The 18907-nt window shown below is 41.9% G+C and carries 17 protein-coding genes; 8 read left to right on the forward strand and 9 right to left on the reverse strand.

Translation table 11 applies throughout. The features are described 5' to 3' along the window. Nucleotides 1-3 precede the first annotated feature (3 nt). Nucleotides 4-777 carry a transposase gene (locus tag DQW11_RS09340; protein ID WP_157966080.1) on the reverse strand — a complete coding sequence of 258 codons (774 nt, stop codon included), beginning with the start codon at nt 775-777 and terminating at the stop codon, nt 4-6. Between the two features lie 246 nt (nt 778-1023). Between DQW11_RS09340 and DQW11_RS09345 the strand changes: the two genes are divergently transcribed. The 4 genes from DQW11_RS09345 to tnpA all read left to right on the forward strand — a co-directional run bounded on the left by DQW11_RS09345 (nt 1024) and on the right by tnpA (nt 4018). Next, entirely contained in the window at nt 1024-1686 is a 663-nt protein-coding gene (locus tag DQW11_RS09345; RefSeq protein WP_157966081.1) for a peptidase associated/transthyretin-like domain-containing protein, read from the forward strand. A gap of 270 nt (nt 1687-1956) precedes the next feature. After that, nucleotides 1957-2520: an energy transducer TonB gene (locus tag DQW11_RS09350; protein WP_157966082.1), complete on the forward strand. Its 564-nt coding sequence runs from the start codon at nt 1957-1959 to the stop codon at nt 2518-2520. Between the two features lie 132 nt (nt 2521-2652). Continuing rightward, a complete protein-coding gene (locus tag DQW11_RS09355) occupies nt 2653-3225 on the forward strand; it encodes a porin family protein (RefSeq protein WP_113923813.1) in 573 nt (190 codons plus the stop codon). 358 nt (nt 3226-3583) lie between these two features. Further along, the gene (tnpA, locus tag DQW11_RS09365; RefSeq protein WP_113923815.1) at nt 3584-4018 is read left to right on the forward strand and encodes an IS200/IS605 family transposase; all 435 of its coding nucleotides are present in this window, start codon (nt 3584-3586) and stop codon (nt 4016-4018) included. A 591-nt stretch (nt 4019-4609) separates the two neighbouring features. Here tnpA and DQW11_RS09370 read toward each other — a convergent pair. Next, complete coding sequence (locus tag DQW11_RS09370; RefSeq protein ID WP_113923816.1) at nt 4610-5317, reverse strand: GIN domain-containing protein; 708 nt, start codon at nt 5315-5317, stop codon at nt 4610-4612. Between the two features lie 317 nt (nt 5318-5634). Between DQW11_RS09370 and DQW11_RS09375 the strand changes: the two genes are divergently transcribed. Continuing rightward, nucleotides 5635-6978, forward strand: a complete 1344-nt coding sequence (locus tag DQW11_RS09375; protein WP_113923817.1) for an amidohydrolase — start codon at nt 5635-5637, stop codon at nt 6976-6978. A 151-nt stretch (nt 6979-7129) separates the two neighbouring features. Continuing rightward, nucleotides 7130-7588 (forward strand): very short patch repair endonuclease, encoded by a 459-nt coding sequence (locus DQW11_RS09380; protein WP_113923818.1) that lies wholly within the window; start codon nt 7130-7132, stop codon nt 7586-7588. Nucleotides 7589-7603: 15 nt separating this feature from the next. Here the strand turns inward: DQW11_RS09380 and DQW11_RS09385 are convergent, their stop codons facing one another. After that, on the reverse strand, nt 7604-8713 hold the full coding sequence (locus DQW11_RS09385; RefSeq protein WP_113923819.1) for a Fic family protein: 1110 nt from the start codon (nt 8711-8713) through the stop codon (nt 7604-7606). Nucleotides 8714-8969: 256 nt separating this feature from the next. On the opposite strand from DQW11_RS09385, the gene DQW11_RS09390 reads away from it, so the two are divergent. Beyond that, nucleotides 8970-9122 (forward strand): DUF559 domain-containing protein, encoded by a 153-nt coding sequence (locus tag DQW11_RS09390; protein ID WP_394337143.1) that lies wholly within the window; start codon nt 8970-8972, stop codon nt 9120-9122. Here DQW11_RS09390 and DQW11_RS09395 read toward each other — a convergent pair. The 4 genes from DQW11_RS09395 to DQW11_RS09410 form a co-directional block, all read right to left on the reverse strand. Continuing rightward, nucleotides 9119-11491 carry a DUF2357 domain-containing protein gene (locus DQW11_RS09395; RefSeq protein WP_113923820.1) on the reverse strand — a complete coding sequence of 791 codons (2373 nt, stop codon included), beginning with the start codon at nt 11489-11491 and terminating at the stop codon, nt 9119-9121. The genes DQW11_RS09390 and DQW11_RS09395 overlap by 4 nt on opposite strands. Further along, on the reverse strand, nt 11491-13119 hold the full coding sequence (locus DQW11_RS09400) for an MrcB family domain-containing protein (protein ID WP_113923821.1): 1629 nt from the start codon (nt 13117-13119) through the stop codon (nt 11491-11493). Before DQW11_RS09400 ends, DQW11_RS09395 begins: the two co-directional genes overlap by 1 nt. A 40-nt stretch (nt 13120-13159) precedes the next feature. Further along, nucleotides 13160-13426 (reverse strand): hypothetical protein, encoded by a 267-nt coding sequence (locus DQW11_RS09405; protein WP_113923822.1) that lies wholly within the window; start codon nt 13424-13426, stop codon nt 13160-13162. A gap of 83 nt (nt 13427-13509) precedes the next feature. Continuing rightward, nucleotides 13510-14250: a hypothetical protein gene (locus DQW11_RS09410; RefSeq protein WP_157966083.1), complete on the reverse strand. Its 741-nt coding sequence runs from the start codon at nt 14248-14250 to the stop codon at nt 13510-13512. 767 nt (nt 14251-15017) lie between these two features. Here DQW11_RS09410 and DQW11_RS09415 point away from each other — a divergent pair. Next, nucleotides 15018-15425, forward strand: a complete 408-nt coding sequence (locus tag DQW11_RS09415; protein WP_113923824.1) for a hypothetical protein — start codon at nt 15018-15020, stop codon at nt 15423-15425. Between the two features lie 22 nt (nt 15426-15447). On the opposite strand, the gene DQW11_RS09420 is transcribed toward DQW11_RS09415, so the two are convergent. Both DQW11_RS09420 and DQW11_RS09425 read right to left on the reverse strand, forming a co-directional pair. Next, the gene (locus tag DQW11_RS09420) at nt 15448-16098 is read right to left on the reverse strand and encodes an HAD family hydrolase (RefSeq protein ID WP_113923825.1); all 651 of its coding nucleotides are present in this window, start codon (nt 16096-16098) and stop codon (nt 15448-15450) included. A gap of 574 nt (nt 16099-16672) precedes the next feature. Next, nucleotides 16673-18085 (reverse strand): alanine/glycine:cation symporter family protein, encoded by a 1413-nt coding sequence (locus tag DQW11_RS09425; RefSeq protein ID WP_113923826.1) that lies wholly within the window; start codon nt 18083-18085, stop codon nt 16673-16675. Nucleotides 18086-18907 lie beyond the last annotated feature (822 nt).

Raw genomic sequence — 18907 nt, forward strand, 5'->3', positions numbered from 1 at the left:
AAATTAAAAAAATCCATCTTCTTTCCATTTTGAAGGATTGTTTTCAATGTATTGGGCAATCCTCTGGTAGGCTGCTTCATCTCTGATGATATGGTCATGGTATTTCGATTGCCATCCAAATTCAAATCCCAATCTGTTGGCATGTTTGGTTACAGCAGATTTATAAGATCTTAATATGGATGGGAGAGAATCTTTCTTTGGTGAAATAGCAGCCATGTGCTGGGAGAATTCTGTGGAGTCGTTGCATGCAACGACTGTACAGGAATCTCCCTCCTTATCTAGATTTCTGGAATCCCCTTCCTTATCTAGATTTCTGGAATCCCCTTCCTTATCCTTATTTCTGGAATCCCCATCTTCCTCCCGATATATAGAATCCCCATCTTCCTCCCGATATAAAGAATCTTCATTTTCCTCCTGATATCTGGAATAATTATTCCCATTTTCCTCCTTTCTCTGATCCTCCTTTCCAAAATCATTTTTCTCTTCCTCCCTTTTTTCATTCGGCTTATTGATGATCAATATTCCATGGATATGATTGGGCATCACCACAAAGGCATCCAATTCCACATACTTATGGTGATTTTTGATTTCATGCCAAAATACATCTGCAAGCACGCCTGCACCGGAAAGTATCATTTTCCCATTGCTCACTTTTCCAAAATAATGCTGCCTGTTCAAAGTGCAGATGGTGACAAAATAGGCTGCATTCCAGGTGTAATCCCACCACTTTGCCCGGAAAGATTCAGTTCTGTATTTGTTTTTATATTTTTCAGCCATAAAAAAGATCTTTTGCTGTGAGGTATCTACTTCTAAAAATACCCCATCCCCATTCCTTCCCCAAATCAAAAGCAGATCTTAAACGTTTAAATTCAGTGGCTTTCCAAATCACATTCTAATCAAATGTTAAATACTTTGCTGTGGGACTACCCATTTCCTATTTTTTGTTAATGCACCGAGTTAAGGCCTGTTAAAATCAGGATTGCCTCCTCCAAAACCCGCAAATTGTCCCAAAACCAAAAGGACATGCAGGTAACCCTACTTTTAATTATGCTCTTCATCCTCCTGGATCCGGAAGAAAAAACCCTGTGGAAAGCCCAGATATTGGATGCCGAATCTGGAAAACCGCTCACCTCCGTCCATGTCAGAAGCCCAAGGGCCCAGACAATTTCTGATCGCAACGGCTACTTTGAAATAGGAGTGGAAGAATTGGCCAAGGTGACTATCTCCCATGTCGGGTACGAAACACTCGTATTTTACGATACGCCGGATGCCTTGCCCAAAACCATTTTTCTCAAACCCCTCGTCATCCAATTGGATCAAATCGAAGTGCGGCCATATCCAAGTGAAGGGGAATTCAAGAAGGAAGTATTGGACAATCCCTACATCCCGCCACTCATGGAGCAAAACCTAACCTCCAACCTCACCTACATGAAGGCCATCTACAAGTTGGCTTATGCCTATGACATGACGAGCTACAATGTATTTTTGGAAAGGGCAAGACCAAACGGGGGAGTGACCATCTTGACAAGTTCGGGGGGTGGATTGATTCAGGCATTCAAAGCACTGAGAAGACCCTCCAACCCTTCTTTTCCAAGTACTGTCAAATCTTCCCTCCGCCTCAATTCCGATCTTATCAAAAAGCTCAGCCTACCCGATTCTCTGAAAATGATAGAAAGATACTTCTGAGATCGTAGCATCCAATTTCCAAAAAATTTATTTCTGCGGCTTTAGTTAGATTTTGGATAAATGTATATTTTAGGGCTGATTAAAAGCCCTGTTATGAAAGTTGTCGTTTTTATTGGTGGGATATTTTTGCTTCCTCTATTTGTATTTGGTCAAGAGGCAATATTTCTAAATGCCCGATTTCTAGACTTTGATGAAAAAAGAGATTCAGTTCCTGTTTATTTTAAAACTCAAAAAAAGAGTGGAAATAAAACCAAATATAAAACATACACCATGGACAGTGTAGTAGTAAGTGAGGTCACTTTAGTAGAGGATGAAAATTGTAATGAATTGTACAGAACCACTTTAGAATTTAATGCCAATGGAATTTTGGAATCAAAAACTGATTTAAATTCTCAAACTCAGATTTCCGAAACAAAGTATTTTTATGATACAGGTCAAATCCGTACTGACCAAAAAACAAAATCATTTGAAGTAATTGAAAGCACTTCATTTGATGAAAACGGAAATATAGTGCCGGCAACGTTGGACAATATAGCGGTTGCTAGAGGCGGTATAAAAGGATGGTATGAATACCTCAGTAAAGAATTGGTCTATCCAACATCAGCAAGAAAATCAGGGGAGGAGGGCACCGTTTATATCATGTTTATTGTAAATGAAATTGGAAAAATAATTGAAGTATATTCTTTAAATTCGGAACCCATTTCACCTGATTTGGTGGAAGAGGCCTTGAGGGTCATGAAAGCCTATCCTTATTATTTTACACCGGCCACATTCAATGGCAAGACTGTAGAAGATTATTTTAGAATCCCTATCAGGTTTACGCTATCAGATTAGGGAAAATCTCCACCAAGCATTTATACAAGTCTTATTTTTATTGTGTAAGGATAGCGGGTTTGTTTTGGGTCACCTTTGTATCAGGTTAGGGAACTCCTGACTCTATGATTACCCCAAACAAAACAAAAACTTATGAAATTTTATCTTATTGGATTCATGATGGCCTTCATCCTGACAGGAACTGCAACGGCCCAACACGTCAATATCGGTGTCAAAGGTGGACTGAATATCTACAGTCTCTCAGACGGAAGTCAATACAGCTCCAAGTTGGGCCTCAACCTCGGTCTTCTCGGCCACGTCCACCTTACTGACCAGTTTGCCCTGCAACCCGAAATCTATTATTCCGGACAGGGTGCAAAAATCGAAAGCTCCAGTACCAACCTCAATCTGGACTATATCAATGTCCCGGTATTGCTGCAATACATGTTTGACAACGGATTCAGGATACAGGCAGGCCCACAACTCGGATTTTTGGTGGGTGCCAAAAGAAAAGCAGGCGACACAACGGTGAATGTCAAGGATGAATATGAAAGCCTCGATGTAGGATTGGGAATCGGCGCAAGCTATATCAATCCTGCCACAGGATTTGGCGTAGATGCCCGTTACAACCACGGCCTAAGCAACGTCCGTTCTTCAGGTGACTCCAATGCCAAAAACAGAGGCTTCCAATTGGGCGTATTCTATCTTTTTAACCACAAGAATTAATCTATTTTGCAAGAATACACGGGACAGCGAAAGCTGTCCCTTTTTTTGTGTTTAAGATTTTCGAACTGAATAAGACCCCAATTGAATTAACTATTAGGGCTCGAAAAGTAAAAAGAAACGTCCCCTTTAAAACAGTCAAAAAACACTCCCAAACCCTCTGCATCCCCATTCGGCATTTCTTCCAATAAGTACATTCTGTAATTTCGGCTAAACCACTGAAAACTGACCACTCCTTCCCAACTTCCCAAACATCAGATCTCAATACGGTTGGGTTTTAAATTAGTCGAATATTTAATCGGATAATCTCCTATATATTTTTCATTTGCCTTAATTTCAAGTAAACCTAAATTGTTTGCTTATGCCATTTATCAAAATTTACATTCATTTCGTTTGGACTACTAAAAACTTTTCACCGCTGCTAAATGGAAAAACCTTAAGAGAAAAAGTTAAATCCCATATTCTTGAAAATTGTATAAACAAAGGAATACACGTAGATCAACTCGCGGTCCAAAAGGAGCATTGCCATTGTTTGATTTCTTTGGGCAAAGAACAAACAACCAGTAAATTGATGCAGTTGATTAAGGGAGAATCGGCCTTTTGGATCAATAAAGAAAATTTGATTCCGACTCGGTTTGAATGGCAGGATGAGTATTTTGGGGTATCTGTTTCTGAAAACCATATTCTAAAAGTGAGGGCGTATATCCAAAATCAGGATGAGCACCATGGGAAGAAAACTTTTGGGGAAGAATATGAAAATTTCATTTTGAAATGTGGCTTCTCAAAAATGAAATAATAAAAATGCTTGTCTCCTACCCCAATTTCCGACCCTGTGGCCATCGATTTCCACTATCTTCAGATAGTGGTTCAGGAAATCCTGACAAGCCTTCATCCGACTTTAGTCGGTTTGGGATATCAAATTCTTTGGCTAAAGCCTTAGAAAATCACGAAATCTGCTCCAACCACCAGCTAAAGCAGGTGGAAATTAATAACGTACCCGGATAATGGTTTACTGTTTGATTTTTGGGATTATTTGAATATTCAAAGTTCAATGCCTTTTAATTCTCTTTCCCATTATTCAGTACTTACCCTAGCCATTTCCACTATCTTTAGATAGTGGAAAAGCCAAATTAAAAAAGAGCCTATCGACTTTAGTCGGTTTGGGTTTTCAAATTCTTTGGCTAAAGCCTTAGAAATTCACGAAATCTGCCCAAACCACCAGCTAAAGCAGCCAGGTAGTGGAATGTTGTTTGATTATTCACGGTAGTATGAATGTTTGGTCTGCTATCTCGATTTCCGACCCTGTGGCCATCAATTTCCACTATCTTTAGATAGTGGTTCAGCAAATCCTGACAAGCCCTCATCCGACTTTAGTCGGTTTAAACAACTAATTCCTATTCACCTTCCCTATTCCGGAGACTTTCTCACTGATGACAGTTGGATTACCGGTGTAGTTAACCAAGCCTATACCGTCCACTTTCAGCGTCAACTCACCTTCGCAATGAACCGAAACAGCTCCGATCCCTGAACTCGTCAGGTCCATATTTTGAACTATCAATTCTGAGGCATCAATATTCCCAATGCCATCATTGACAAGTTTCATTTCCGTGGATTTCCCTTTTAATGACATATTGCCTACAAAATTCAGCTTCACATCCAATTTTTGGGCATCAAGTTCCAAAGAAATGTTGCCTACTCCTTTTCCTCCGATCAGCAATTCACCCACCTCCAAAGATCCGGTGCTTTTGATATTTCCCACACCATCAAAGGTAACCTCACTTAAGTCTGTGATATCCAGTTCAATCAGAAGTTCATCCCTGTCAAAAAAAGCATCTGACTCATCACCATCCAATGTCAATTCCAAAAGATCCCCTGTCTGTACGACCTGCAGTTTTTTGACCAATTCTTCATTGCCGGAGAGGACCATGGTTTCTTTGCCTCCCTGCGAAATGTTTACATTAATTACGCCCTTGAGCTTGAGCTTGGTCACTCCAGCGATGGATTTGTCTTCACTGTAACTGTTGTTTTTGCTTTCGCAGGAGACCAAAAACATCCCCGCAAGGATAGAGAAAATTAGAATTGCTGTGGCTTTCATAAAACTGTAAATTTTAAAGTGTAAATCGATGCACTGAAAATACGGAATATCTTTGAAAATCAGCGAGGTTAAGAGATTGAAATAGAAGGGGACCAAATCTGATCGGACCCAGTGAAAAGCTTGGCCTTTTTCTTAAATTTAAAAAAAAGTAAATATGTATCCTCAGTCTTGCATGTAACCAAGCAAAAACCGGCTGGAAGATCAATTAAAGGATTAGTTGACAGTGGTCTGTCGTCCGTGGACGATTATCCGCATCCGATCCAATCTTTTATGTTCCAACGTGTAACATTGCGGATACTCATATAAAACTATCCTTCATGTCCAATAAAGCACTCAACAGAAGAAATTTCCTTTCCCAAACCATGACCCTGACCGGTGCCGGTATTCTTGCGCCCTCATTTTCATTTGGAAGTACTCCCTCCAGCACAAAACAAAAAGGCGAAAGTTCCAGAAAAGTTTTCAAAAACGTCAGGATGGAAACAGGCTTTGTCCGGGACGAGGTTGAAGTCATTGCGACCAAAACAGCACTTTTTTCCATGGTAGTCGAAAATGGGAAAATCACCGAAATTCTACCAAACAGTTCAGACCCTTCAGCCATCGATGCAAAAGGTTTTCTGATGCTGCCTGCCATGAAGGACATGCACATCCACTTGGATAAAACCTACTACGGCGGACCATGGAAAGCCCGTGAAAGCAAGTTCAGAACTGTCAAGGAACTCATTGAACATGAAAAAGTGGTGATTCCAACACTCCTGCCACATTCTACAGAAAGGGCTGAAAAGCTTATCCAACTCCTCCAATCCAAAGGGACAGATTATGCCCGTAGCCATGTCAATATAGAACCCACATCCAAACTCGATTCCCTGAAAAACCTTCAAAAAGCCCTGGAAAACAAAAAAGATTCATTCGGCGCCGAATTGGTCGCTTTTCCCCAGCATGGCATTTACTATTCAGGTTCTCAGGACCTGATGCGGGAAGCTGCCCAGATGGACATTGACTATATAGGTGGTGTGGATCCGTTTTCTCTGGATGGTCAGATCGAAAAAACCATGGATTTCACCGTCCAACTTGCTTTGGACTACAACAAAGGCTTGGACATTCACTTACACGAATCAGGAGAATCAGGTCTCAAAACCGTTCAGTACCTGATCGCCAAAGTAAACGAAAACCCTGTCCTTAAAGGCAAAACCTACCTGAGTCATTGCTTTGTGATGGGAAAATTGGATGAGACAACACTGAAAGCGACCTGTGAAGCCCTGGCCCAAGCGGATATCGGAATCACTACCACGGTGCCTATTGGTTACAATGTGATGCCCATTCCTACCATGTTGGACCATGGCATCCGGGTCATGTCAGGAACAGACTGTGTGACCGACCATTGGCAACCCTTTGGCACCGGAAGTATGCTGGACAAAGCCAAAAACATGGCGGAACTCTATCGCTACAACCACGAGTATGGATTGTCCAGAAGTCTCGGTATCGGTACCAAAGGCCTGACACCATTGGACAATCAAGGCAATCAGGTTTGGCCCAAAGTCGGTGATGAAGCAAGTTTCAACCTGGTAGATGCCTCTTGTTCCGCTGAGACGGTGGCTAGATTATCACCCGTCATGCAACTGTATCACTATGGAAAACTGGTTTTTGAAAATGAGACCTGTTAAAATGGATTTACGATTTGCGAACGAAGATTTACGAGGGACGATTTTCGACAAGGTCGTAATTCGTAAATCATTCTTCATAGCTCGTCCTTCGTAACTCATAACTCCTACCTCATAACTCGTAAATCATAAATCGTCCTTCGTAATTCCCCAGATGCCCTATCCCTTACCCAAAATCACCGTACCCAAATTCTGTGAGGAAAACGGCTTCTATACCACCAAGCAGCGGTCGTACAACATGTCCCAAATCAAGGGCAAGGATACCAAACCCGAAAAACTCCTCAAAAAAGCACTTTGGCATACAGGACTCAGGTACCGCAGCAACAAAATAAACCTACCCGGCAAGCCCGACATCTCCTTTATCAAGTACAGGTTGGTGATTTTTATTGACGGTTCTTTTTGGCATGGCCATGATTGGGAAAACAGAAAAGAAAGCATCAAATCCAACCGTGACTTTTGGATTCCCAAGATCGAAAGAAACATGCAGCGGGATGCCGAAATCAACGACTTCTACCGATCCGGCGGTTGGACCGTCCTCAGATTCTGGGATTTTGAGGTGGAAAAGGAATTGGGAGCTTGTGTGAAGAGGGTGGTGGATGTACTCAGCAGATGAGGCTTGGGATATGCATTATCCTTCCAAGATTTTAACAAGGTCCCTATTGATGTAATACACCTCTCTACCATCCTTTATCTGAACCAATATTCCGGCCTCTACCAGTTCAGTAAAGTATTTGTTCAATGTTGTTCTGGATGTTATTTGCAGGAGTTCGCCGACCAACCTTGGTTTTATATAAGGTTGGCTGAACAGCAATTCATTGACTTCCTTATTATACCATTTGATGGTTCCCTTTCCATGTTCAAGGGTTGATTCCATCTGGTTCAATATGCTTATTATCAATTGATTTGTGAGTTGGGCTGTTTGTTCCACTGCATCCAACATATAAAGAACCCATGGTTTCCATTTACCGGCCTGTGTAACCCCTGCTAGGTGCTGGTAATATTCGTCTTTATGGACAATGATGTATTTGGAAAGATAAAGAATCGGTTGATTGAGCAGCCCTTTTTTGACCAGATACAGTAAGTTCAGAATTCTCCCAGTACGCCCATTCCCGTCAGGAAAAGGGTGTATAGCTTCAAATTGGTAATGTGATATACACATTTTTAAGAGTGGGTCTGTATCCGGATCTAGAGTGTCATTTATATAATCCAAAAGATTAGACATCAAATTTTCAACAATACCAAGTCCTCTTGGTGGGGAATAAATTATTTCCCCGGACCTAAATTCACTTTGGCCTCTTCTGATTACTGTCAATGAATGAGGAGGGCGTATTCCTCCAGTGGTATTTTTGATTTGTCTAAAAATTGCAATTATTCCATCCAAATCAATAACTCCTTTTTCTTGCATTCGTCGATATCCTTCCCAGAGAGATTCCCTGTACCGCAATACCTCCTTGGTAGAAGGACTGGCTTGTCCTTCTTGTATCGTATCCGATACAGCTTTATAGAGTTCATCTTCTGTAGTAAAGATATTCTCTATCTCGGAGGATGACCTTGCTTCTTGGAGGGATATGGTGTTGATCAGCATATGTGGGTTTGGTAACCTTTGGACGTTGCCATCAACAGAAGCCAAAGCTCTTGAGGAACTGATTAGTTTTTTTAGGATATCCACATCTTCTCCTATACCTAATGGAGGTAAAAGCGGTAAGCTGTTAAAAGGTTGTGTCCTGTCGTAAACCATAGCTTGATATGTTCAGAAAAGATACTGTTTTTGAACATGTCTGCAATATAGGCTGATTTGGTGGACATATTTTGATCATATGTCCAATTTTTTTAATAAAATGGACATATCAGATTTTTATGTCCAATAAAATGAAAGGATGACATAGCAATAGACCGGTTGAATTTTTCGAAAGTGCATTCTGGCCGATTGGGAAAACAGAAAGCAAACCATCCATTCCAACCGGGACTTTTGGATTCCCAAGATCGAAAGAAACATTCAGCGGGATGTCGAGATCAACCATTTCTACCGCGCCGGCGGTTGGACCGTCCTTAGATTCTGGGATTTTGAGGTAAAAAAGGAATTGGGTACTTGTGTGAAGAGGGTGGTGGATGAGATATTTAGAAAAAGAAATTTTGTCGATTTTTAACCCTCTTTTTCCACCACCTGCATCAATTCTGATAAAGTCACGGTAAATGGTATTCCAACACGCTTCCTAATATTGCCAGCAGTCTCAATTACTTTTTGGTAAGCCTCTAGATCTTTAACCCTCCATTTGACTGCACCAAAATCCGCAGGCTCAACTCTTTCAATTTCGATAACAAGGTAATACTCCTTAAGTGATCCCATTGGGGGATAGTCCAATTTCTCAAGTTTCTCCTTTGAATAGACCTTTGGACCTTTACTCGTTATTTTAAAAAATTTGTCAGCTTTATCCGTTCCGTTTTCCCGTAAAAGCAAATATTTGGCATCTGCCACTTCTTTGCTCAAAACCAAAGAACCCGCATCATCATCCATTCTGAAATTATACAGGCCCTTGTTTTCATACCACTCCATCCTTTCTTTTGAGCGGCTATAGCCTACCAATACAAAGGTCTCGTCAGGAATGATTCTCTGAGATCCAGCACCGGTATGGTATTCCGGAAAAGGCTCATGCAAAATATTGTCGTCAGTCTTTGAGTTTTTATGAATCTCATAGACTTTGGATGAAAGTCTGTCCCTTTGTGAAATACGATCCAAAAGATGTTTCATCACTTGGTCGATGAAGTCAGATAGCTTGTCAATTCCGGATTTGTCTTCGGAAGGATTAATGGCAAATGCACCAAGCCCAGGGATGATTTCATGAAACCCACGAAATGCTTTTTGTTCTGTTCCCGGATAAAGGATATAGGCACCTCCTGTTCTTCTGATGGCATCTTTGTAAGCATGCATTTTCAACAGATCTGCATTCTTATAATTCCCTTTTCTTTCTTCTTCTTTTTCAAAGTCCAAATCTTTGGTTTCAACTCCGGTATTTACTAAAAATTGATTCACCTTGTATTTCGCATCAAAGTGGATATGGACTATTTGCTCAAGCTTTTCTGCATCCTTTTCCTTCATATGAGCAGGCCAAAAAGTCAAAGTATAATCAGGCCTAAGGGTGGAAGTCCAGCTACCACTATTGCCATCGGTATATATGTTTCCTCCTTGAAATGAGCGGTTAAATGAAAATTTGATTATGAATACTCTGGTCCCGAAATCACATTTTCCTTTTAAGGCTACATGTTTTCCGCGTTTTACGATGACCTGGATTTTATCCTTATCAAATTCAAACAGATGGTCATAGCCTTTGCCATCAACGCTATGTTGGTCAAGGTTGAATTTTCCTTTGAACAAATCATAAAGGGTAAAAAACAACCAGTATTCATAAAGAGCGGCAATATCCCGTTTTCCTGCCTGGTACACATCATCCCCGCCTTTCCAGATCAGTTTGGCGGCAAGGTCAAATTTTAACCATGAACTTAAAATTTCCCGGTAACCACTCTTCCTTTGGAGAACAGGACTATTGAGCTTTAATGAGGTTGGTCTTGATATTTCTTTGAAAAAATTATGGCTTAATATGTTTTCTAGGGTTTTTACTAAAATATCAGCTTCTTTTCTTTCCCGCGTAGTAGGCGAGAATTTATCCAGGCAATTTTCACAAAAAGAAAGGTAAACTTCCAAAGCGTGTTTGATAAACCGGTTCTCCGGATTATCCAAAACCTCCACTTTTTTGAGGCCTTCGATTTTGGAAGGGATAGAATTTAATCCATATCTCCTCAGCAAATGGCTTTCATCCAAAGCAGTTCGGTTGCTTCCCGAAACCAACTGCCTGATGGCAGACTGATTGAATCGCCTGATATTTCGGGTATCTTTAACTTCCAGGTTTTCTGACCAATTGGTTTTAGGATTACTGATGATTTTCTGGATAGCTTCTTCAAATTCCGGAGAATTGATGATCGACCTCACAAAGCAAAAGCGTTGGTAAATGGTTTTGGGATCCTGATCAAAATCCACCTCGTAGTTTTGGTGAACAGGTGAATTGATTTGCATCAAAAGCTCAGTGCACTTGTCAGTAATGCTTTCCAACATATACCTGTAATGTTCCCGGTAACTTTTATTGGGTTCATTGTCAAACTTTGAAGCCAACACCTCAAAAGAAACCACAATCTCTTTTTCTGGATTGTCTATGTGGTAAGCGTATGCGGTCAGAGTTCCTACATAAATATTGGGTACAATCCTTCCCCCTGCTAGATTTGTGGATCGGGATTGGGTAATGATGCCAATGTAATTTGTTCTCAGCCTATAATTCGGATCGGAAAAAAGGTACTCATAAGATTTGCCTTCCAAAAGCTGAACAGCTGCCTCACCCATTTCTTCCGCTTCCAGCAAAGGCAATTCCCTCAAAAAATTATCTCCTTCAGGAAAAATATCAAGAAACAACTCAAAGCCTGGCTTAAAATTGTCTAATGAAAGCCTTATTTTTTTTAGGGCATCCATCAGGCTTCAGCATAACTGGTAAATCCGTTGGCGATGACATTCTTGTGCATGCGGCAGATTTTTTCCAAAGATACTTTATACTTGACGGTCAATCCTAAGGCAAATCCATCCGTATCATAAACCTCAAAAAGCTTCTTTTTTACTTCATCTTCAGAAACAGTACCATCGATGCAAAGCTTTGCCAAGGATGTCAGTACAGAGACTAACTTACTTCTCGAACCATGCAATTTTGGAAGTAATTTCTGCATAATGGCTGCGTCAATGATTTCGTCAAGATCCCAATCCGGATCCAATTTCTTGGCAATACCAACAAACCGCTTGATCTCGGAAGCGGTACGATAGCCAAATTCAGCACCGGTTTTTTTCAGTTCTTTGAAAAAAAACAAAAGTGCTTTGTTAAGTTGGTCGGCATTTTCCAAAGGATAATTCCTTTCCAAAGCCAACCTTACGAAGTCCGATCCCATTCCCGATCCCTTACCCTCAAGCCCATCAAGGTTGAGCTCTCCTGCAGAAGCAAGGTAATCACTTAATTCGTCTTGAGTAATCCTGAACTCAATCACATTTGCCCTGTCAAGGACTTTGGGACTGAACATATACGTCGTCTCATCGATATTGACTGTCCCGATGATAAAGAGGTTTTTGGGCCAGGAGATTTCCTGAGGGATAGCTTTATCGTCAGAACTCTTTCGTGATGTTCCTGAGTAAAGCTTGATGGCATCACCGGATTCCATAACTGAGAGAAAATCCGCAAAATACCGCTCCACATGGCTGAGGTTCATCTCGTCCAAAATCAAAAAATGGGGTTTATTTTGGTTCTCTTTTTGGGAAGCCTCTAACAACAAATCCAATACCCCATTATCAGGCTTAACATAATTACTGGATTCCAAGGAATTGGGATAACCCAAAAGTGGTTCGCGATTAGTCCAATCTGCACCCACAGGCACAATCTTAAATTGCCTGTCCGATTGACAAATCCACAAGGCAAAGGCTTGTGCCAATTTTGTTTTTCCTGAACCGGAAAGACCTGTTAGGATGACAAAGGGTTTGGTAAGAAGTGCTGCGGTAAATCTCAAGGCCAATGATATACTTATATTCAATCTTGCCTTGGATAGTCCTAATGGAAAATCATTGAAATTAAATTCCAAATTTAATTCTTTAGATTCAGTATGCTTCTCAAATAATAATGATTTATATTCTTTTATGATATCATCAAGATCATTCTGAATATTTCCCCAATTCAATTCTAGATTAAGGTCGTAAATTTTAAATATGAATGAATCTCCATATCGATCTGGAGTTATTCCTAATTTTTGGAAATGATCTTCTATTCTCACCGGATGGGAATCAAAAACCCATTTGATCTTTGGGGGATTGGTTTCGCTTACTCCATATGCAAGGATTAATAATTTTTCTTTCTTAAATAGTAAGTAAACAGGGTAAATTCCATCAGCTGTTGTTTGTCCTTCAGCCAAAAAAGTAATCCATGGAATTCTTGCAATATTTCCTTGCCCAAAACTAACCTTCACCTTTAAATCTGAATACCTATTAATGTAATGCGCAGTTGTCAGATTTGATGTTTTAGATTGCTCCAAAAATTTTGTCAATAACGGTTTAATGTTTTCAGCCATTCTATAAAGGTTAATCTTTAATTGTAAACTTAATTATAATTTAACCCATCTCCACGTAATCAGATATCAAATCTGACAATTGATCGAACTCCTCATCATATTTCAAAACTATTCTGGAAGTCAATTTATCTACCCATTTTTTGATATCCTCTTCATTGGCTAGAGTTTTCAAAAAAGCCAAGTTAGAGTTCTCGGGTGTCAATTCACCAAGCCATATCATGATATCATATTTGTAACTATCTGCAAAAGTCTTCTCTATAAGAAGGTATTTGTGCAGTAGGTGGATTTTCTCATCAAATGATAGCATTGAGATTTATAGAAGTGTTAGAAGAATAAGCAGCTGTATCAAAAAAGAGAATATTTCTTCTTTTTCCCAAATTGGATCAGTTTTTACTTGAAACACCCCACCACCCCAATGGCCCCACCTTCCTTCAGGGTATAAGTTTGGCCATTGACCACATCTAAAAACTTGATGCCTACAATTCCCAAAATTACTTTTTGGATTTGGGGAGTAGCAAAGGACAATTCCATTTCACCCAAATCCGAAAGCGGTTGTCCGGCTTCCATCATGCCGCTTTCCTGCCACTCGACAGTGGCCTCGGAATCTTCTGACAAGGCCACCAAGCCGAGGATGACCTGATACGGTCGGGAACGCGCAGCTTCAGAGAATGGGGGAGTAAGCATCCCTCCAAAATCGAAGTGGAATGATTTGCCTTTCTCTTTTTCTGACAAGTGCGGCAATCGGCCAAGTGTAGAACGCAGGTTGGCTTTGGTAAAGTCGATTCCTACAAGTTTGCTGACATCACCGTAAAAGATTTTCCGTTCACCCCGGGGATGGATAGGGTCTTTCGCCAAGGCGGAGGTAAAAATACCGGTCAACTTGGAGTTTATGTGAGGGTTCAAAGCCGGGCCATACATATATATGATCGCATGTTTCATTTTTCCCGCCAGGCTACCCGCCATTCCAAAATCATTGGAGGCTTGCCTCGAACGTTCAAAAGCCTTGCTGTTTTTAAATTGTTTGGTGGTCGGCCCGGTTTTGTTCCTAACCATATCCACCCCCTCGCTTTGGTAAAAATCGAGGCCGCCTATCCGGCCATTTAAGCGAATGATTCCTGTCTGTCTAGCCATAGTTCCGTATACTTTCCGTTATAGTTCCCCTATAGTCCCGTTATAGTTCCCTTACCCATACTCCGTGTCTGAGTAGACGATACTCCGTGTCTGAGTGCAGGATACTCCGTGTCTGCGTTACCTCAGCCTTACCTTTGATACGATGTGGAACTGACCCAGAGTGCTTGTAGGGGTGATCAAGAATGCTCTGAATACTATAAACCTAGTAAAAAATATTGCTAAAACAAATTTGTTTACAATCTTTGTATTTGTCCACTTATCCTTATTTTCCCTATTCCCGATTATTTTGACTAATCTTATTTAGTAACGTAGGGGAGGAATGATCCCGAGCCGTCGGGAGGCCGGCGCTGGCCTTGTGGGTTGATAGGTTTCCGCCGTCTTGTCCCGTAAGCTTTCGGGATGAGCTACTTTTTTTGTCATAGCCTGCCCCGTATTTATCGGGGAAAAAGTAAAATCCCAGGTTTACTTCTAAAACTGAACCTCATATGTTAGAGGTGGGGAGGAATGACGGCGAACCGGGCCGGCCCAGGCCATGTGGGTTGATAGGATTTTGCCGTCTTGTCCCGATAGCTATCGGGATGGGCTACTTTTTTTGTCAAGCAAAAAAGTAGCTGTAGAAATGAGGTGGGTTAACCGAAAGCTAAAAGAACATTTTGAACCTGATGTTTAATACTAGTACACTTTAAGCCGCACTTTTTTATTTTTTAAAGAATTATACCTCAACATTTCTACTCCCATCCCCGTCATGGTTTCAAAATCGTGAACCTATGAAAAAATCCTTTCCTTTGCTCGCCATTTGCTTCCTGCTTTTTTCATGCCTAGAACAGGAAACCCTCAATTTAGAATCAGGGGAATTTCCCCTCGGTACCTGGACCAATATCCAATACGAAGAAACCGGTTTTACCATGGACCGCAGCAACAGACTTGAAGAAAATAGGTATGGATTTGTTTTTTCTGAAAACGGCAAACTCATCCAACGTGCCAATTCAAGTTTTTGTGGAACTCCGCCTATCCTCACGGCAGATTTTGCAGGAAAGTGGAATGTGAGAGGTGATGTTTTCGAAGTGGAGGTTAATTTTTGGGGCGGAAAATACAGGCAGGAATGGAAAGTAACCCAGCTTTCAGGCAAAACAGTAAAGGTCGAGCTGCTCAAGCAGGAATATTTTAACGATTAAATCCTGTCAGGTTCCATAGGAATCATCCAAACATCCCCCTCCCCAACTCCTCAAAATCCACAATCACCTGATCGCAGCCATAGGAAAGGAGTTCGTCGGGACTTTGGCTGGTACTGATCCCGATGACATGGAGTCCGGCACGCTTTGCCGCCAAGATCCCTCCCTGCGAATCTTCGATGACGAGGCATTCTTCCGGCTTCAAACCCGCCTTTTGCATACTGAGCAGGAAAATCTCCGGATCGGGTTTGCCCTTAGTGACTTCATGCCCGCCTGTGGTAAAGGAAAAATAAGAACGGATTCCGAGGCTATCCAAAGTAAAATCAATGTTGGGAGGATCACCCATCGTCGCCAAGAGGGCTTGGATGCCATTGGACTGTAGAGATTGGAGGAAAGGAGTCAGGCCATGGACTTCCCGGATATGGGGTCGATACCGTTCTCGGTAAGTGCTTTCTTTCTCTTGCCCGAGTTCATAGAGCAATTGGTTGTCCTGGATTTGGGGAAAAAACCGCCGAATCATCTCATCGATTGTCCCATGGTTTTGTGCATGGAATTCGGATTCGTTGAGGTGGATACCCTGCTTTTTCAAAAAAGCCAACCATGCATCCCGGTGGTAAGGGATATTATCCACCAAGGTTCCATCCATGTCAAAAATAATTGCTTTGGGTAGTTTCATGCTTGAGACAGGAGATATGAGACGTGAGACAAGAGACTGAATTCTGGTAAGGTTAAGAGAAATTGTAAAATAAAGGGTTTTAAGGTTAAAAAGTTGAAAGGTTCTAAAGCTGAGTCCAAAGGTCGTGTTTGTCGGGGCCGTCACTCTGATCCGCTGCGGTGGAGAGGAGTCTCACTTAAAGTATATGAGATCTTTCAGTTCCCGATGAAAACGGGACAAGCAGTACCTCCTTACCAATGACGTAAGTCTAAATTACCCCTCGGCAGGCTCGGGGAACGAGATATTGGGTTTTTGAGGGTGGGGAGGAAAAAGCGGCACAGCCGCTTTTTCCTCCCCACCCCTTAACCTAAAAAACCACGATGGCCGAGCTTGCCGAGGCCAAATTAGAAAACCCTCAACGTCATTTCATTTACTGAACATTTCTAAAAATGTTGAAGACTCAGGATGACGGGTAATTCTCTCCCACTCGGATACTTCGTACTTCGTACTTTTCCCACCTCTCACCACTTACCTTTCACTTCTTACCTCCTCATACTTCATACTTCCTACTTCATACTTCATACTTCATACTCCCTTACTTACTCCACTTCTTCTTCTCTCCCTCGAAATCATAAGTAGGATCCACGCCTGCGTCTTTTTGTTTTTTGAAATCCTTCAGTGCTGCCAAAGCAGGTTTGCGGAGCAGCAGAATAGCGATGACGTTGAGCCAAGCCATCAGGCCTACGCCGATGTCACCAAAGGTCCAGGCCAATTCGGCGGTACGGACAGAACCGTAAAAGGTAGCCACCAAGATCAATATCCTCAGGACATAAGTCGGCCATTTTTGCTTGCCGTCTTTTTGAAGGTAACTCAGGTTCGTCTCCGCGATGTAGTAATACGCCATGATGGTCGTAAAAGCAAAGAACATCAAGGCAACTGCCACAAATCCCGCTCCGATGGAAGGAAAATGGTGGCTGATGGCTTTTTGGGTATATTCTGCTCCGATGGATACGCCAGGGATATTCTCGACGATAAAGCCTCCCTCGGGATTGATGACGTTAAACTGACCCGTAAAAAGGATCATAAATGCGGTAGCGGTACATACAAAAAGCGTGTCGATATACACCGAAAATGCCTGCACTAAGCCTTGTTGGGCAGGGTGGGCAACCTCGGCGGCAGCGGCGGCGTGCGGTGCTGTACCTTGACCTGCTTCATTGGAATAAATTCCTCTTTTGATTCCCCAGGCGATGGCCATCCCAAACACACCGGAGTAAGTGGCTTCGAGGTTGAATGCAGAACCGACGATGAGTCGGATGACATTGGGTATTTCAGAGAAATTGAGAAAGATGATTATCTGTGCCATCAGGATATAGCCCAATGCCATAAAGGGGACGACGATCTCAGCTACTTTGCCGATCCTTTTGACCCCGCCAAAAATGATCAGGCCGAGCAGCAGACAGATGATTCCCCCTGTAACTTCCACAGGAATGGAGAAGGCTGTTTTGACACTCAGCGCAATGCTGTTGCTCTGTACTCCGGGAAGCAGGAGAGACATGCTCAAGATGGTCACAAAGGCAAACAGGACGGCATACCATTTGATCCCGAGACCTCTTTCGATGTAAAAGGCCGGACCGCCACGGTACTGCCCGTCTTTGACTTCTTTGAATATCTGTCCCAAGGTAGCTTCAATATACGCTGAGGCTGCGCCCAAAAACGCAATGGCCCACATCCAAAAAACGGCACCCGGGCCACCCATGGCAATGGCCGTGGCCACACCGGCGATGTTTCCGGTTCCGATCCTTCCGGACATGGCTATCGCAAAAGCCTGAAAAGAAGAGACGCCCTTGTCAGAAGATTTGCCTACAAAAAGCAGGCGGACCATTTCCTTTAAATACCGCACCTGCAAAAATCGGGTGGTGATGGAAAAGTAGATGCCTGCGCCCATGCAAAGAAGGATGAGGGCATTACTCCAAATGATGTCATTGATAAAGTATACTATTTGCTCCATAAAATGTATGCTGATTGGATTAGTAAATGGTTTTTTGGGGGTGGCAGGGACAGAGAATCATAAAAACCCTTTTGAGTTGCGGCCAAATATATAACCTTCTTTAAATTAATTTCCTCAAATTATTTCGAAAGGCCCAAATCGGTAATGTTTGTTCCTTGATCGGGGTTTAAAAAGCAAAGAAAAAGCGATTCCCCAACTTACTTAAATATACTTCAAAAGATATCTCCCTCTGGTCGATATGACAAGGAGAGGTTTATTCCACTTTCTATCCAAAATCCAAAAACCGTCCTATTTGGTTTAAGATTATTGCCTTTAGAGAGCTTTGCCTTGTCACTTCGACGAAGGAGAAGTCTTGAACAACAAAAACCCCCACCTTCAAAAGATATCTCCCTCTGGTCGATATGACAAGGAAAAGTCTCTTTCTCCTTTTACCTTTTACCTTTCAGATACCTTGTACCAAGTACATTCTCGCCTCTTACCTTCTACCTCTTACCCCTTTCAGAATACTTTGTACTTGGGACATTTTCACCTCCCACCTTTCACCCTACCAAACATCGTACTTCCCACTTCTCACTTCCCACTTCAAAAGATATCTCCCTCTGGTCGATATGACAAGGAGAGGTCTCTTTCACCATTTTCCTTTTTCCTTTCATATACTTGGTACTTGGTTCATCGTACTTCGTACTTTTCTCACCTCTTACCCCTTTCAGAATACTATGTACTTGGTACATTTTCACCTCCCACCTTTCACCCTACCAAACTTCGTACTTCCAACTTCTCACTTCATACTTCGAAAGATATCTCCCTCTGGTCGATATGACA

This window comes from Cognataquiflexum aquatile (assembly GCF_003316845.1).
Lineage (GTDB): Bacteria > Bacteroidota > Bacteroidia > Cytophagales > Cyclobacteriaceae > Cognataquiflexum > Cognataquiflexum aquatile.